The organism is Blautia sp. AF19-10LB, from assembly GCF_003461245.1.
In the GTDB taxonomy this organism is placed as follows: Bacteria; Bacillota; Clostridia; order Lachnospirales; family Lachnospiraceae; genus Blautia_A; species Blautia_A intestinihominis.
The window spans coordinates 1-14,847 of the sequence record NZ_QTWS01000026.1 but is presented as its reverse complement, the minus strand read 5'-3'; the positions used below and the strand labels follow the sequence as shown (position 1 = coordinate 14,847).

The 14,847-nt window shown below is 38.8% G+C and carries 18 protein-coding genes; 16 read left to right on the top strand and 2 right to left on the bottom strand.

Translation table 11 applies throughout. The features are described from left to right. The first annotated feature begins 156 nt into the window (after window positions 1–156). The 6 genes from DWX28_RS13780 to DWX28_RS13750 all read left to right on the top strand — a co-directional run bounded on the left by DWX28_RS13780 (window position 157) and on the right by DWX28_RS13750 (window position 4,788). Window positions 157–384 (top strand): DUF5348 domain-containing protein, encoded by a 228-nt coding sequence (locus tag DWX28_RS13780; RefSeq protein WP_118253104.1) that lies wholly within the window; start codon window positions 157–159, stop codon window positions 382–384. 293 nt (window positions 385–677) lie between these two features. After that, entirely contained in the window at window positions 678–2,093 is a 1,416-nt protein-coding gene (locus DWX28_RS13770) for a plasmid recombination protein (protein WP_243002437.1), read from the top strand. Window positions 2,094–2,097: 4 nt separating this feature from the next. Then, complete coding sequence (locus DWX28_RS13765) at window positions 2,098–2,472, top strand: TnpV protein (RefSeq protein WP_055258600.1); 375 nt, start codon at window positions 2,098–2,100, stop codon at window positions 2,470–2,472. A gap of 132 nt (window positions 2,473–2,604) precedes the next feature. Next, complete coding sequence (locus DWX28_RS13760; RefSeq protein ID WP_055056227.1) at window positions 2,605–2,928, top strand: PadR family transcriptional regulator; 324 nt, start codon at window positions 2,605–2,607, stop codon at window positions 2,926–2,928. After that, a complete protein-coding gene (locus DWX28_RS13755) occupies window positions 2,925–3,512 on the top strand; it encodes a DUF2812 domain-containing protein (RefSeq protein ID WP_055056226.1) in 588 nt (195 codons plus the stop codon). Before DWX28_RS13760 ends, DWX28_RS13755 begins: the two co-directional genes overlap by 4 nt. 220 nt (window positions 3,513–3,732) lie before the next feature. Further along, window positions 3,733–4,788 (top strand): helix-turn-helix domain-containing protein, encoded by a 1,056-nt coding sequence (locus tag DWX28_RS13750; RefSeq protein WP_055281939.1) that lies wholly within the window; start codon window positions 3,733–3,735, stop codon window positions 4,786–4,788. 863 nt (window positions 4,789–5,651) lie between these two features. Here DWX28_RS13750 and DWX28_RS13745 read toward each other — a convergent pair. Both DWX28_RS13745 and DWX28_RS13740 read right to left on the bottom strand, forming a co-directional pair. Continuing rightward, window positions 5,652–6,017: a hypothetical protein gene (locus tag DWX28_RS13745; RefSeq protein ID WP_118253097.1), complete on the bottom strand. Its 366-nt coding sequence runs from the start codon at window positions 6,015–6,017 to the stop codon at window positions 5,652–5,654. A 28-nt stretch (window positions 6,018–6,045) separates the two neighbouring features. Beyond that, on the bottom strand, window positions 6,046–6,579 hold the full coding sequence (locus DWX28_RS13740; protein ID WP_118253094.1) for a helix-turn-helix domain-containing protein: 534 nt from the start codon (window positions 6,577–6,579) through the stop codon (window positions 6,046–6,048). A 212-nt stretch (window positions 6,580–6,791) separates the two neighbouring features. Between DWX28_RS13740 and DWX28_RS13735 the strand changes: the two genes are divergently transcribed. The 10 genes from DWX28_RS13735 (at window position 6,792) to DWX28_RS13695 (ending at window position 14,702) form a co-directional block, all read left to right on the top strand. Then, window positions 6,792–6,983 carry a helix-turn-helix domain-containing protein gene (locus DWX28_RS13735; RefSeq protein ID WP_118091728.1) on the top strand — a complete coding sequence of 64 codons (192 nt, stop codon included), beginning with the start codon at window positions 6,792–6,794 and terminating at the stop codon, window positions 6,981–6,983. A 13-nt stretch (window positions 6,984–6,996) separates the two neighbouring features. Further along, window positions 6,997–8,049: a site-specific integrase gene (locus tag DWX28_RS13730; RefSeq protein WP_118253091.1), complete on the top strand. Its 1,053-nt coding sequence runs from the start codon at window positions 6,997–6,999 to the stop codon at window positions 8,047–8,049. 17 nt (window positions 8,050–8,066) lie between these two features. Continuing rightward, window positions 8,067–8,237, top strand: a complete 171-nt coding sequence (locus DWX28_RS19585) for a hypothetical protein (RefSeq protein ID WP_182420209.1) — start codon at window positions 8,067–8,069, stop codon at window positions 8,235–8,237. 186 nt (window positions 8,238–8,423) lie between these two features. Beyond that, complete coding sequence (locus DWX28_RS13725; RefSeq protein WP_118253089.1) at window positions 8,424–9,098, top strand: CHC2 zinc finger domain-containing protein; 675 nt, start codon at window positions 8,424–8,426, stop codon at window positions 9,096–9,098. Next, a complete protein-coding gene (locus tag DWX28_RS13720) occupies window positions 9,043–10,380 on the top strand; it encodes a virulence-associated E family protein (protein WP_118253087.1) in 1,338 nt (445 codons plus the stop codon). Before DWX28_RS13725 ends, DWX28_RS13720 begins: the two co-directional genes overlap by 56 nt. A 117-nt stretch (window positions 10,381–10,497) precedes the next feature. Beyond that, a complete protein-coding gene (locus DWX28_RS13715; protein WP_118253085.1) occupies window positions 10,498–10,725 on the top strand; it encodes a DUF5348 domain-containing protein in 228 nt (75 codons plus the stop codon). 296 nt (window positions 10,726–11,021) lie between these two features. Next, window positions 11,022–12,437, top strand: coding sequence for a plasmid recombination protein (locus tag DWX28_RS13710; protein WP_278336868.1), 1,416 nt, complete (start codon window positions 11,022–11,024; stop codon window positions 12,435–12,437). A gap of 4 nt (window positions 12,438–12,441) precedes the next feature. Next, window positions 12,442–12,816 carry a TnpV protein gene (locus DWX28_RS13705; protein WP_118253078.1) on the top strand — a complete coding sequence of 125 codons (375 nt, stop codon included), beginning with the start codon at window positions 12,442–12,444 and terminating at the stop codon, window positions 12,814–12,816. A gap of 88 nt (window positions 12,817–12,904) precedes the next feature. Continuing rightward, window positions 12,905–13,354: a MarR family winged helix-turn-helix transcriptional regulator gene (locus DWX28_RS13700; protein WP_117606416.1), complete on the top strand. Its 450-nt coding sequence runs from the start codon at window positions 12,905–12,907 to the stop codon at window positions 13,352–13,354. Further along, on the top strand, window positions 13,347–14,702 hold the full coding sequence (locus DWX28_RS13695) for an MATE family efflux transporter (protein ID WP_330384686.1): 1,356 nt from the start codon (window positions 13,347–13,349) through the stop codon (window positions 14,700–14,702). Before DWX28_RS13700 ends, DWX28_RS13695 begins: the two co-directional genes overlap by 8 nt. Window positions 14,703–14,847 lie beyond the last annotated feature (145 nt).

Here is a 14,847-nt window from a genome sequence, read left to right as displayed (position 1 = left end):
GATGGTAAAGGTTCTTTCTGATTGCTTTATTACAGGAGCGTGTCACGCACCTGTAGATAGCAGACAAGGAGAAAGCCGGTAAGGTGTAGTCGGGAGTTTTTGGATGGATATAAGGTTGCTATAAATTGATAGTTGTGAAGAAGGGAGAAAGATACAATGAAACAGGGAAGATTAGGATATAACAGCAGCAATGACAGATATGGTTTATTATCATCAGATTTATGGATTGATACAGGATTTCACTGTGGCGAAGGTCTGGAAGTTCTGCTTGATGATAAGTGGGTACGGACAAGAATGGAGATGAATCCGGCAAGAGAATGGTATCTGGTGGGGACACCGTACTGTGGCGATCTGGAATATGTACAGGCAAGAATACCGGAATAAGTCGGTGAGAATAGTGATGCAGAAGAAAGCCGAACAACGGGAGGAATAGCCCCGCAGGGCGCAAGGGTACTTTTGATGGACGGTATGGCTGTCGAAAGTGCTTTTGCGTTACTTTTGACAAAAGTAACAAAAGAGGGGCTTGTCCCCGATACTTCTCGAACTACTAATGTTCGAGAAGGTTCCTAAATTATCGTATCCGGCGAAGATTCCTTTTTATGCTATTGCTGACAAATATACAAATTTATTTGCCATATCTGGCACAGGTTTTAGAAAGCGAGGTGAGGAACATGACGATGAAACGAACAATCAGCGGTATGATCGGGGCCGGTTCACTGGCTCATAACAGACGGGATTTTGTAGCAGAAAATGTAGATCCGGACAGAGTACAATTGAATATTTGTTATAAGAATGAGAATCTGAAAGAAGTTTATAAGGAACTGTTTGACGATGCTGTGGAGAGATACAATGTCGGAAAAAGAAAGGATCGGCAGATCGCAAACTATTATGAAAAGATCCGACAAGGTAAACAGGAGAAGTTGTTCCATGAAGTAATATTCCAGATTGGTAATCGTGAGGATATGGCTGTTGGAACAGAAGAAGGAGATCTGGCTGTAAAGGTACTGGATGTGTATGTAAAAGATTTCCAGAAACGTAATCCGACACTTCGGGTATTTAGTTGCTATTTGCATCAGGACGAGGCTACTCCACATCTCCACATTGATTTTATTCCTTATGTAACGGGCTGGAAGGGAAAAGGAATGGATACCAGAGTTTCGCTGAAACAGTCATTAAAAGGTCTGGGATTTCAAGGTGGAAATAAGCATGATACGGAGCTGAATCAGTGGATAAATCATGAAAAAGAAGTACTGGCAGAGATTGCAAGGCAGTATGGAATTGAATGGGAACAGAAAGGTACTCATGAGGAACATCTGGATGTCTATAACTTCAAGAAAAAAGAACGGAAAAAGGAAGTACAGGAATTGGAGCAGGAAAAAGAGCATCTAACTGCTGAAAAAGAAGAATTAACAGCACAAATTGCAGAATCCAGAGCAGATATCCAGAATTTAAAAGACGATAAGGAACAGGCAATCAAGGCGAAGCAAGAAGCAGAACAAAAGGCAGGGAGCGCAGAAAAAGAACTAAAAAGCCTGGAAGATCGCAGAGAACAGCTACAACCGATTATGGATAGTGTGAGCAAAGAAATCAAAGAATATGGAACAGTTAAAATGTTACTGCCGGAGGCGGGCACGCTAGAACGGGCAGTAACCTATCGAGACAAAAAAATTAAACCACTGTTTCTTCAAATAAAGAATAAGGTTGCTGTAATGGCGGCTCAGGTTAAAGAACTCACGAAAGAGGTGGAAGGGTGGAAGAAAAAATATCAAAAGGTGAAACAGAAATATAATGCTATTCAGAGAGAACTGGATGATATACGTAAAGACAATCAGAAATTGTCAGAAGAAAAAGATATATTACAAGGTGTTTCTGATAGGTATGATCGTGTTGTGCGTGTTCTTGGAATAGAAACTGTAGATACAGCAGTACAGCAGGATATTCAAAACGAGAAAGTCCTGGAAGAAAAGCGACGGATGGAGCAAATGCCGAAGGGAAATATTCATGAAAGATTGGCATGGGGAATGAAAAAAAGCGAGATGGAGAATCAGCAGCGTAAGAAAACTAAATCAAAAAACAGAGAAATGGAGAGATAAGATTATGGAAACACACATTTATGATGAAAAGAACGGATTAAGCTATACTTTGCATGGAGATTATTATTTGCCGAATTTGGTATTGAATGAAGAAAAACCGATATATGGGAAATATGGAATGCTGAGGAAACAGTTTCTGAAGGAACACAGATTAGCAAAATATCAATATTTGTTGTTGACTGGAAAGCTGACGGAACACCTGAATCAGATTGATCAGGAGAGCAGAGAACAGGTGGAAATGCTTATGGAACAGATGGCAGAAAAACAGGGTGTAACTGAAGAATTAAAGGTACAGAACCAGACGAAGTGGGTTAGGCTGATGAATAATATAAAAGCCAGTGCAGAAGAAATGGTGTTGAGAGAAATACTTTATATATAAGTATTGGTTGTAAAGGACTGAACAGGAAAAGTATAATACTATCCGGCTTATTAAGATTTATTTCACATCTCTTGATTTTTATTACGGTTACTGATATAGTTATTACAGTAACCGTAATAAGGAGGGGATGCTATGAGGGATAATGTGAAAAGTGGTGCACTCACAGAAGTGACATTCTATATTTTGCTTTCACTCTATTCACCTAAACACGGATATGCTGTCATGCAGTTCATTGAAGAAAAAACAGGTGGGCGGCTTTCATTGGGAGCAGGCACTTTATATGGTGCATTAAATTCAATGCAGGAAAAGGGATGGATTGAGCTTTTCGGAGATAGTGAAGGTAGAAAAAAAGAGTATCTTATCACTGTAAAAGGAAAGGAGATAGCTGAAAAAGAACTTATCAGACTTCGTGAACTTGTAGGTATTGCAAGCGGAATTGTAGGAGGTACATTATGAGCAAAAAGTGTTATCGTTTTTTTGGCGGGCTATTGACGGTACAGAAAAACTGGCTGAATAAGATGGCTGAAAAAGGTTATCGCCTTATTCGAACGGGAAAATTACTCTATGAATTTGAAAAATGTAAGCCAGGTCAAGTTCAATATTGCGTGGAGTTTATAGGACAAAAATCAAAAGCTAATGCTGAAGATTACCATGATTTCTTGGAAGAAATGGGATATTCCGTATTCTATAAAAATATCAATCTTAATTATTCTGTTGGTAAAGTTCGCTGGCGTCCGTGGGCTGAAATTGGCGGTCGTATTGCAACAAACACTACAACATTTAACAGGGAATTGCTGATTGTAGAAAAAGAAAATGATGGAAAACCTTTTGAACTTCATACGTCCTATGAAGATAGGGCAAATTATTACAGTAATTTGCGAAATCCCTGGCTTTTATTAATGCTTATGCTCGTGGCATTTGCTACCGTAAATCGGTCTGTTATTTTAGGCATAGTTGCTGTGATTTTTCTAATCCCTGTCATTATATACCAGTTGCAAATTATGAAAAATAGGCATGAAGCGAAGATGAAGGAGTGGTGATTCAGGATAACAAGGTTGGTTTAGCTGATGCAATGTAATGCACTGTCGTTTGAGGGTTAGTAGCCCGTTCTTAAATTTGTGGGCAGTTTGTTGCTGATGATATAAATATTAGAGAAAATTAATTGAAAGTTAAAAAAAGAAAGTAATAAGTAAACAAAGGCTCAATTGTAAACATGTATTGGGAACGCTATAATGGAAATAAGGACAGGAGGTGCGAACAATGCGTATTGGTGAGCAGATAAAAAACTATCGAAAAACTGAGGGATTAACACAAGAACAGGTGGCAAATTATCTGGGTGTTTCTACTCCTGCGGTAAATAAATGGGAAAAGGGAAATACATATCCGGATATCTCATTACTTCCAGCTTTGGCACGATTATTGAAAATTGATATGAATGAATTGTTTTCGTTTCGTGAAGAATTGACCGAAAAAGAGATTGGACAATTTGTGAATGAACTTTCGGAAGTTTCATTGGACAGCTTTACAGAGGCTTTCGAGATGGCATCTCGTAAAATACAGGAGTATCCTCATTGCGACTTATTAATATATACGATCGCAACCGTTCTGAACGGATCTTTGACTTTGTCAGATCTTAATGGCGAAGAACGAATGGAATATAATACAGCTATTATTGAGTGGCTGGAACGAACAGCAGACAGTCAGGATGAAAGAGTGAGAAATTCAAGCGTTTTTATACTTGCAACAAAATATGTCCAAATGGAGAAATATGAAGAAGCAAATGCCCTTTTGAAAAAAATTCCTGATACTGTAATTGATGCAACGATTATGAAAACAAGTGTATTAGCACATCAGGAAGGAACAGACACTGCTGCGTTATTCCTGGAAGGGAAACTGCTACAGGCAGTTGTCAATATTCAAAGCTACTTGTATAAGTTAATTGAAATGGAAGAAGAAACAGGAAATCATGATAAAGCAGAGAGAATTGCTGAGATTACAGATCACATGATATCGTTGTTTGGACTATGGAATTACGGCAACACAGTGCCATATCTGCTGATTGCTGGATATCGAAAAGATGTAGAAAAATGTGTTCAGTTAATTAAGCAATTATTAAGTGAATCACAGAAGCCTTGGAATATGACACAATCCCCTTTGTATTACAGGTATGAAGATACTGCACAGGGAAAAGCCTTTTCGGGAGTTGGAAAAAATTTTGTTCGTGAATTGTATTCGGAAATTGAAAATAAGAAAGAGTATGAATTCTTGAGAGGGAATAAGGAACTCGAATTAATTTTTGAGGAACACTTGAAATAGGTTGTAAAAATGTATGGAAATAGATATAGTTGAGAAAGAAGAAAATTTTTGACATTTCCACAGATGCGTGCTAATATGATTATAGAAAAAGAGTGCTACCGATAGACGGTTAGTCCGTTTTACTATTTAGAATATCATCAAAGATAACCGCTTAGTTTACCAGACCAGGGCGGTTATTTTTGTGGTTTATGATTATCTTTGCCTAATGTATATCCGATACTAAAGCAGGTTAAGCCGAAGCTCACTACTGCTATGAAGTCAACAATACTCATTGGCTTAGCCCTCCTTTCCACTGGATTCCTTTACAGGTTTCTATGTAATCAGAGGGTCACAGTCCCTCTGGAGAAGGACTAACCGCCTACCGTTATGGTAGCACCCATGTTTCGATTATAACAGTTAAAAATTACCGGTGCAATATAAAGTTGGTAGAGAAGTATCTAGTATCTACAGAAGAAAATCGGTTTGAGTATTCTCCGGTGCCAAAACGGTGCCAAGAAATCAGGCAAATCAAAATAGGTGGTGCAATTCAGCCGTTTTTCACTGTATTTTGGAGAGAAAACCATAAAAAATATGAGGTAAAACGGGATTAAAGTATCGTGAAGGTGGACGTACTGTAGGATCAGGACGTGTTGCTACAATCATCGAGTAATACAATCTGAATATAGATTTGTTATCGCAAGATAACGTTGTGTCCAAACGTAAGATACCCGTAGAACTTCGGTTCTACGGGTTTTTCTGTTGCCTGGAAATATATAAAAGAGTGGGAAATAATAACGAACAGCATAGAAAAACGGTTGCCGGGAGAGTGTCCTGACAACCGTTTGTGATAACAGAATGATAACAAAATATATAATTTTCGCTTTTTAATACCAGACAGATATTCCTTCTTTTAAAATTTCACCGGAATTGTAGCCTTCTATAATTTTACTGATTGCATGATCTGCAAAAAAAGTCTTTGTAAATTCAGTTGTTGCTGAAGGCCATTCTTCTTCCGTTAAAAGTGGAAGTCCTTCTTCTCTTCTCATGTCATTAACAGAATTTCTGAGTTCATTTTGTTCAGCTACCGTAACAATATGAGAAAAATCATTATGTGCCATTTTCTTAATTTCTACAGTTTCATTCAATTTATCAATTAGTATGATTCCATGCATCTCATCTTCATGACCATCTGGAAAATACCAATAAATAAGATATTGTTCTGTTTCTTCTACTAATCTAAAAGTAACCATTTTGTCACACTTTCTATAAATGCCAAAATTAAGTTAAATCATAAACTCTGACAGTATTGCTTTCGGTGCCCTTCTTAACGATAGTGTGACAACCTATCGTAGTTCCCATAGCACGCAGTTTCCATTCTTCCTGGGTAGCGTTGAGCTTATCCAGTTCTTCCTGTCTTTTATCTTCATCTTCGATAGCTAATATTTCAGCTTTATCTTTTTCATAGACATTTTTAAATTGACACCATTTTCTGAAAAAGTCCTGCATTGTAGGATTGTCGAATGTCAGCGCAACCTTCTGATCAGGTGTTTCAGCAAGTGAGAGGTTCACTGAATCATCAATAGAAAACAACAGAGAGAGTACATCTCCGACTGTTTCAATATTAAAATCCAGAAAAACACTTACATTTAATCTCAGTGCAGTTGCTATCTTTTCTAACTGATCCGGTTTTGGATTCCGGATTCCCAGTTCATATTTTCTGATCGTTCCTACGTTAATGCCGGACAGCTCGGCTAATTGTATCTGACTGTATCCTCTGAATTCCCGGAATGCCCGGATTTTTTTACCTACCATAACATGCTGCCTCCTTAATAATATTTGTGCTTCTATTCTAGCACAAAAGTGAATGATACAAAAGAGTGAGATTTAACAAATTGCTGATACGCAAGCAATATGCATGGAATTGAAAAAATAAATTCGCAAATGTTTATTGACAAATTCACAAAAGTGAATTATTATAAGAGAACAACGTAAGAGTCACAAAAGTGACTTGAAAGGAGGACGATATGAGAACTAATTATATGATGACAGTTGATGATGTTATGGAAGAATTAGGTGTGAAACGTAGTAAGGCATATTCCATTCTGAAGCAGCTCAATGATGAACTGGTAAAGGAAGGATATGTAGCAGTTCGTGGAAAGATTCCACGTCCCTACTGGGAAACAAAATTTTATGGATGCTCTCAGAGAGCAGTGTGAAGGAGGTTTTAAGATGTCAGCTTACAAGGACAAAACACAGGGAACCTGGTATGTGAGCTTCCGTTATATTGACTGGACAGGAAAGAAGACGCAGAAGCTGAAAAGAGGGTTTAAGACAAAGAAAGAAGCATTGAATTATGAAAAGGAGTTCATAAGAAAGACTGCGGCGGATATGAAGATGGAGATAAACAGTTTTATTCAAGTCTATTTTGAAGATAAAAAGAATGAACTGAAAGAAAATTCAATCCGTAACAAGCAGCACATGATGAACAAGCACATTGTTCCGTATTTTGGAACAAGAAAAATGAATGAGATCACACCGGCAGAGATTATCCAGTGGCAGAACACCATTCAGGAAAAAGGCTACAGCAAGACTTATGAGCGTATGATTCAGAACCAATTAAATGCACTGTTTAATCATGCACAGAAAATTTACAATCTGAAGGAAAATCCATGTAAGAAAGTAAAAAAGATGGGAAAATCAGATGCTAATAAGCTGGAATTCTGGACGAAAGCAGAATATGACAGATTTATTGCCGGGATTGAGCCGGGGAGTGAAGATTATCTGATATTTGAAATTCTGTTCTGGACAGGAATCAGGGAAGGAGAGCTTCTGGCATTGAGTCTTTCAGATTTTGATATGAGTGGAAATCTCCTGCATATCAATAAGACTTATAACCGGATCAGGAAAAGAGATGTGATTGATACTCCAAAAACAGAGAATTCAGTCCGTACCATTGATATTCCAAATTTTCTTAAGGAAGAGGTGCAGGAGTATGCGAAGAAACATTATGGATTTCCGGAAGATCATAGGATGTTTCCGATTGTAGCGAGAACACTGCAGAAACGACTCAAGAAATATGAAGCATTGACTGGTGTAAAATCAATCAGAGTGCATGATATCCGGCACAGTCATGTGGCATATCTGATCTATCAGGGCGTAGAGCCATTGATTATTAAGGAGAGACTGGGGCACAAAGATATTCAGATGACATTGAACACTTATGGGCATCTGTACCCGTCACAACAGAAAAAAGTAGCTGAGATGCTGGACAACAAACGTTAATACGGAGGAAGAAGCAAATGAAAACAAAGAAAATAGTCGGAAAAATATTTGATGCAATTAACTACAGTAAGAAGTTGAAGATAAGTTCCATTTTACCAGATCGAGATTCAGATTATGTGATTCTTCTTGAATTAGAGGACGGAAGCAAATTTGAAATTATCATTATTCCTACAAGGAGATTTGTGTAAGGAGTGGAGCTATGGCTACTGATAGACAAAAAGAAAAAGCCCAGACAAAATATCTGAGCAAGTTCTCTGATAATCAGATTCACTGATATATCATCTTGGCAGATTCAGTATATCACGAATTGAAAGATACAACAATTCCCGAATATCTGTTCATCAGAGACTTGCCCGGAAGGGCAGGAGGTATAAGTGACATTATTTGAACAGGTAAAAGAATGTGTGACAGCGAGACAGGCTGCGGAGCATTATGGGATTAAAGTAAAAAGAAATGGAATGGCGTGTTGTCCGTTTCATAAAGACCGACACCCAAGTATGAAGGCAGATAAAATATATCATTGCTTTGCATGTGGAGTGGGCGGTGATGCGATAGATTTTACAGCAAGGTTATTTGGATTATCACAGTATGAAGCCGCAAAAAAGCTGGTAGAAGATTTTGGACTGGATATTAAGGTCGGAAACAGAAGCAAATACGAAAGGACGCCCCGAAACAGGGCGCCCTTAAAGCAAAAGCAATCTAAAGTAGTGATGATCAGAGAAAAATTAGAGCAGTGGTTGAGACATGCAACAGACGTGTTAATCAGATATCTGAAATGGATTCAGTTCTGGAAAGAGTTTTACAGACCAGAACCGGATGAAGAGTGGCACGAATTATTTACGGAGGCATTGGCAAATGAAAGAAAGATAAATGACTATCTGGACGTGCTGATGTTTGGAACAGGAGAAGAAATTGTAGAGTTTTTCAAGATGAAGAGAAGGGAGGTTGAAAAAATTGAAGAAAGAATTAACGAATATCAGCGAGAAGTCCTTGATGGAATTAGAAGATATTGTGAACGAGGAAATGCTTACAACAGAAGATGTCAATAATATGTTGGAGCACACCGATAAAGGAAGAACAAAGCAGACAATCAGAAATTGTGTAACCGTATTACAAAAAGATTCAGTGCTGAAAAAAGCGATTAAACGAAATGAGCTTTCCGGAAGAATGGACATTGTGAAAGAGGTGCCCTGGGAACGGAGAAATAACAGTCCTACGGTTACAGATACTGATGAAAATAATCTGAAAATGTATCTGGAAGAAAATTATGAACTGACAAGTGAGCGTGTGATCAAAGCAGGAGTAGATATTGTTTCCAATGAAAATAAATATCACCCAATCAGAGATTATCTGGAAAGTCTGGTCTGGGACGGGGTTCCAAGAATAGAAAATATGCTTCCGCATTTTCTGGGAGCAGAAAAGAGCAAATACACAATCGGAGTAATGAAAATGCACATGCTGGCAGCGATTTCAAGAATTTATGAACCGGGAATAAAATATGACATTATGCTGTGTCTGGTTGGAAGTCAGGGAGCCGGAAAGTCCACATTTTTCAAATATCTGGCGATAAAAGAAGAATGGTTCAGTGACAATCTGGATCATCTGGACGATGAAAATATTTACAGAAAACTGCAGAACCACTGGATTATCGAAATGGGAGAAATGAAGGCAACTATCACAGCAAAGAATATCGAACAGATAAAATCATTTCTGAGCAGACAGAAAGAAACTTACAAAGTGCCTTATGAAGTTCACCCGGAAGACAGACCGAGGCAGTGTGTATTTTGCGGTACTTCGAATGATTTGAATTTTCTTCCTCTGGACAGAACCGGAAACAGACGATTTGCTCCGGTGATGACAGATATGTCAAAAGCAGAAGTTCATATTCTGGATAATGAAACAGAGAGCAAAGCTTATATTGAACAGGCCTGGGCGGAGGCAATGGTACTGTATCGACAGGGAAATGTGTTCTTAGGATTTACAAAGGAAATTGAGGAAGAGGCAAAGCGTCTGCAGAAAGAATTTATGCCGGAGGATACCAATGCCGGAATCATACAGGCATTTCTTGATGATTACGATGACGATTATGTATGTACAAGAATTCTGTTTGATGAAGCACTACACCGAACCGGAGAAATGAAGCAGTGGGAGGGTAAAGAGATTGCAAATATTATGAACAATGCGATTGAAGGCTGGAAACCACATGGCACACATCGGTTTGGAAAGGAATATGGAATACAGCGTTCATGGAAAAGAATTGAAGATTCTGTGAAGAAAGATAAAGACGGATTTATGGAAGTGCCGGAACAGTTGGAAATACCGTTTGAGTAAAGATTATTGTAAACGATGTAAACGGAACTTTAAGGAAAAACTTAAAAAGTTAACTTTTAAAATCTTTTGAGACCCGTTTACAGATTCCGTTTACAGACTGGAAAGGAGCAGAAAATGATGAAACAGGGAAGATTAGGATATAACAACAGCAATGGAAGATATGGATTATTATCATCAGATTTATGGATTGATACAGGATTTCACTGCGGAGAAGGACTGGAAGTGCTGGTAGATGATGAATGGGTACAGACCAGAATGGAGATGAATCTGGCAAGAGAATGGTATCTGGTGGGAACGCCTTATTGTGGAGATTTGGAATATGTGCAGGCGAGGATACCAGAATAAACAGATATATGATCCACTTCGGTCGGTGCAGAACAGACGTCCATAAGGACGTTATGCCCCGGCAGGGCGCAAGGGGACTTTTGATGGACGGTACGGCTGTCGAAAGTGCTTTTGCGTTACTTTTGACAAAAGTAACAAAAGAGGGGCTTGTCCCCGATACTTCTCGAACTACTAATGTTCGAGAAGGTTCCTAAATATCGTATCCGGCGAAAATTTCTTAAATATCGCCATAACTGGCGTAAATAAAAATTATGTGCCATGTCTGGCACTCAAACAGAGAAGAGGTGAGAAAACATATGATAAAACGAACAATCAGTGGCATGATTGGAGCCGGCTCACTGGCTCATAACAGACGAGATTTTGTAGCAGAAAATGTAAATCCAGACAGAGTACAACTGAACATTTGTTATAAGAATGAGAATCTGAAAGAAGTTTATAAGGAACTGTTTAACGATGCTGTGGAGAGATACAATGTCGGGAAAAGAAAGGACCGGCAGATTGCAAATTATTATGAAAAAATCCGACAGGGTAAACAGGAGAAGTTGTTCCATGAAGTGATATTCCAGATAGGAAAGCGTGAGGACATGGCGGTGGGAACGTCAGAAGGAAATCTGGCTGTAAAGGTACTGGACGAATATGTGAAAGACTTCCAGAAGCGGAATCCGACACTTTGGGTATTTAGCTGCTATCTGCATCAGGACGAAGCTACTCCGCATCTGCATATTGACTTTGTTCCTTATGTGACCAACTGGAAGGGAAAAGGAATGGATACTAGAGTTTCACTGAAGCAGGCATTGAAAAGTCTTGGATTTCAAGGTGGAAATAAGCATGATACAGAACTGAATCAGTGGATAAATCATGAAAAAGAAGTGCTGGCAGAAATCGCAAAGCAACATGGAATTGAATGGGAACAGAAAGGTACACATGAAGAGCATCTGGATGTTTACAATTTCAAGAAGAAAGAGCGTAAGAAGGAAGTGCAGGAACTGGAACAGAAAAAGGAATATCTGACAGCGGAGAATGAAGGATTGACTTCTCAGATTGCGGACGCAAGGGCAGATATTAAATTACTGGAAGAAGAAAAAATTCAGTTCCAGAAAGATAAAGAAACAGCGGAAAGACGTGCTGAGAAAGCAGAAACGGAATTGAAAAAACTGGAGGACAGAAGAGAATTCCTGCAACCGGTGATGGATAATATCAGTAAGGAAATAAAAGAATATGGAATGATCAAAACATTTTTGCCGGAAGCTACAGCATTGGAACGTGCGGTAACTTATCGGGATAAGAAAATAAAACCCTTGTTCATTGAAATGAAGAATAAAATTGGTGCGATGGCTGCACAGGTTAAAGAACTTACCAGAGAAAGAGATAAGTGGAAAAGTAAGTTTCAGAAGAAAAAGCAGGAGCACGAGAACACTAAAAAGGAACTGGCAGAAGTTCAGAAGGATTATCAGAAATTATCCGGTGAGAAAGAAATTCTGCAGGGAATTGCAGACAGATATAACCGACTTTTACGCATGTTGGGGAAAGATATGGTAGAACGACTGGTGCAGGACGATATCCGGATGCAGGCGGAACTTGAAGCGAAAAAGCAGAAAGAACAAATGCCGAAAAAAATAAGTGATCGCATACCATGGGCGAAAGAACAAAGTGAAGAATACAATGCACAGATAAAAAAGAACAAAGCAAAATACAGAGGAATGGAGTTGTAAGAATATGAAGAAACAGATTTATGATGAAAAGAACGGACTGAGCTACACATTGCATGGAGATTATTATCTGCTGGATCTGGAAATCAATGAGGAAGAACCTACATATGGGAAATATGGAATAATGCGAAAACAGTTTCTGAAGGAACACAGGAGTGCAAGGTATCAATATCTGGTACTGACCGGGAAACTGACGGATCATCTGAATCAGGTTGATAAAGAAGTAAGAGAAAAAGCTGAGATACTGATGGAGCAGATGGCTGTACAGTGGGGAGTGACGGAAGAACTGAAGATGCAGGATCAGATGGAATGGGTTAGGAAAATGAATAATATTCGTAGCAGAGCAGTAGAGATTATAGATGTAGAATTGATTTGTGTTTAGGAGGACAAAGCGGCAGATATAATGTTAAAAGTAATTGCGTGCGCACGCATATTGTATTATAATACTGGTGGTTAGGAGGAATATATCTATGAAACTATTAAAATGGCTTTCAGTAACAGACCGATTTTACAAAATCTATTTGGATAAACAGCTTGCCCCCTTTGGAATCAACAACAGCCAATATATGTTTTTGATTAAAATCTGTCGTTCGCCTGGCATTTTACAGGATTCTTTAATGGATATGTTTTATGTTCATCCGAGCAATATTGTACGGACAGTTGCGGCATTAGAAAAGCAGGGAATGATTATGCGTTCCCCAAATGATAAGGATAAGCGGACGTGTAAGCTGTATCCTACGGAACGTGCGCTGTCTGTAATTGATGAGGTACAGACGGTATGTGAAAAGACAGAAGCTCTTTTATTGCAAGGCTTCAGGGAATCTGATAAAAACCTCTTTATTGATTTGCTGATTCAGGCAGGTGAAAATATTACAGCGGAACTCCGTATAGAAAGAAAGGGGGATGAATTTAATGACTGAGAATCCCCTAGGATATGAAAAAATTTCAAAACTGTTGAAAGATTTTGCCATTCCCAGTATTATGGCGTCTCTTGTCGGCTCAATCTACAATATTGTGGATCAGATTTTTATTGGTCAAGGGGTCGGTTATCTGGGAAATGCAGCAACCAATGTTGCCTACCCGTTCTCTACCATCTGCCTTGCTATTGCACTGCTGGTTGGAATTGGCAGTGCTTCCCGTGTTTCCCTCTGTCTTGGACGCAAAGAGCCGAAAGCTGCCGCCAAAGCAGCGGGAAATGGTATTGTTCTGATGGGGATTTTCGGAATTATTTATTTATTGGTTGGTGAAGCTTTTCTGTCTTTGCTCCTAAAGGCATTTGGGGCAACGACAGATGTATTTCCATATGCAAAGCAGTATGCCAGCATAACATTGATTGGAATGCCGTTTCTTATTGTAACGAATGGTATGAGCAATTTGATTCGAGCAGATGGAAAACCAAAGTATTCAATGGTTTGCATGGTTATGGGAGCTATTATCAATACCATTCTTGACCCTATTTTTATTTTTGCTTGCGATTGGGGGATTGCCGGCGCAGCTTGGGCAACAGTTATTGGGCAAATTTTTTCCTTCATACTCGCACTCCGTTATCTATGGCGTTTCCAAACAATCCATTTTGAAAAAGAGTCGTTTTTATTGGACATCAAAGAAAGTATGAAAATTTGCAGCATGGGAATCAGCAGCAGCTCAAACCAGATTGCAGTTACCGTGATTCAAATCATTCAGTACAATTCGTTGACTTATTACGGCGCATTAACAAAATATGGAACAGATATTCCATTAGCTGCTTGCGGAATCGTTATGAAAACAAATGCCATAATCCTAGCGATTGTTGTAGGAATCTCGCAGGGAACACAGCCGATTATCGGCTTCAACTATGGGGCAAGGCAATACCATCGTGTACGGGAGGCTTACCTGCTTGCGGTAAAATGGAACCTTGTTGTTTCCACAATTGCTTTCATCGCATTTCAATTTTTCCCGCAATCTATCATTTCGCTATTCGGAGATGGGGACGAGCTGTATTTTGAATTTGCTGTTTTGTTCATGCGTACCTATCTTTTCATGGTGTTGGTAAATGGTGTGCAGTTGCTTTCTTCCAGTTTTTTTACCGCAATAGGAAAATCGTTAAAAGGTGCTCTGTTGGCATTAACAAGGCAGACCTTTGTGTTGATTCCGCTTACCCTACTGCTCCCGCTTCGTTTCGGAATTATGGGAGTATTGCTTGCGGGACCTGTTGCTGATTTTTCAGCGTTTATGCTATCTGTTGTACTGGTGGGTATAGAATTAAAAAAACAAAAAAATGACATGTAAACAACAGCCCTATGTGAAAACATTCTTTTTCCGCCGTTAAGTAATCAAGAAGCAAAAGCTTAAAAACCGTTGCGATAAATTTTATAAATTTAACTTGTTGTGCTAGATAAAATAAAATATAAAGAAACTTCAACAAAATGTGCTA

What these genes read in the sequence shown, in the direction of transcription:
- DWX28_RS13780 (WP_118253104.1), top strand. Translation starts at nt 157, where the DNA reads ATGAAACAGGGAAGATTAGGATATAACAGCAGCAATGACAGATATGGT.
- DWX28_RS13770 (WP_243002437.1), top strand. Translation starts at nt 678, where the DNA reads ATGAAACGAACAATCAGCGGTATGATCGGGGCCGGTTCACTGGCTCAT.
- DWX28_RS13765 (WP_055258600.1), top strand. Translation starts at nt 2,098, where the DNA reads ATGGAAACACACATTTATGATGAAAAGAACGGATTAAGCTATACTTTG.
- DWX28_RS13760 (WP_055056227.1), top strand. Translation starts at nt 2,605, where the DNA reads ATGAGGGATAATGTGAAAAGTGGTGCACTCACAGAAGTGACATTCTAT.
- DWX28_RS13755 (WP_055056226.1), top strand. Translation starts at nt 2,925, where the DNA reads ATGAGCAAAAAGTGTTATCGTTTTTTTGGCGGGCTATTGACGGTACAG.
- DWX28_RS13750 (WP_055281939.1), top strand. Translation starts at nt 3,733, where the DNA reads ATGCGTATTGGTGAGCAGATAAAAAACTATCGAAAAACTGAGGGATTA.
- DWX28_RS13745 (WP_118253097.1), bottom strand. Translation starts at nt 6,017, where the DNA reads ATGGTTACTTTTAGATTAGTAGAAGAAACAGAACAATATCTTATTTAT.
- DWX28_RS13740 (WP_118253094.1), bottom strand. Translation starts at nt 6,579, where the DNA reads ATGGTAGGTAAAAAAATCCGGGCATTCCGGGAATTCAGAGGATACAGT.
- DWX28_RS13735 (WP_118091728.1), top strand. Translation starts at nt 6,792, where the DNA reads ATGAGAACTAATTATATGATGACAGTTGATGATGTTATGGAAGAATTA.
- DWX28_RS13730 (WP_118253091.1), top strand. Translation starts at nt 6,997, where the DNA reads ATGTCAGCTTACAAGGACAAAACACAGGGAACCTGGTATGTGAGCTTC.
- DWX28_RS19585 (WP_182420209.1), top strand. Translation starts at nt 8,067, where the DNA reads ATGAAAACAAAGAAAATAGTCGGAAAAATATTTGATGCAATTAACTAC.
- DWX28_RS13720 (WP_118253087.1), top strand. Translation starts at nt 9,043, where the DNA reads ATGGAATTAGAAGATATTGTGAACGAGGAAATGCTTACAACAGAAGAT.
- DWX28_RS13715 (WP_118253085.1), top strand. Translation starts at nt 10,498, where the DNA reads ATGAAACAGGGAAGATTAGGATATAACAACAGCAATGGAAGATATGGA.
- DWX28_RS13710 (WP_278336868.1), top strand. Translation starts at nt 11,022, where the DNA reads ATGATAAAACGAACAATCAGTGGCATGATTGGAGCCGGCTCACTGGCT.
- DWX28_RS13705 (WP_118253078.1), top strand. Translation starts at nt 12,442, where the DNA reads ATGAAGAAACAGATTTATGATGAAAAGAACGGACTGAGCTACACATTG.
- DWX28_RS13700 (WP_117606416.1), top strand. Translation starts at nt 12,905, where the DNA reads ATGAAACTATTAAAATGGCTTTCAGTAACAGACCGATTTTACAAAATC.
- DWX28_RS13695 (WP_330384686.1), top strand. Translation starts at nt 13,347, where the DNA reads ATGACTGAGAATCCCCTAGGATATGAAAAAATTTCAAAACTGTTGAAA.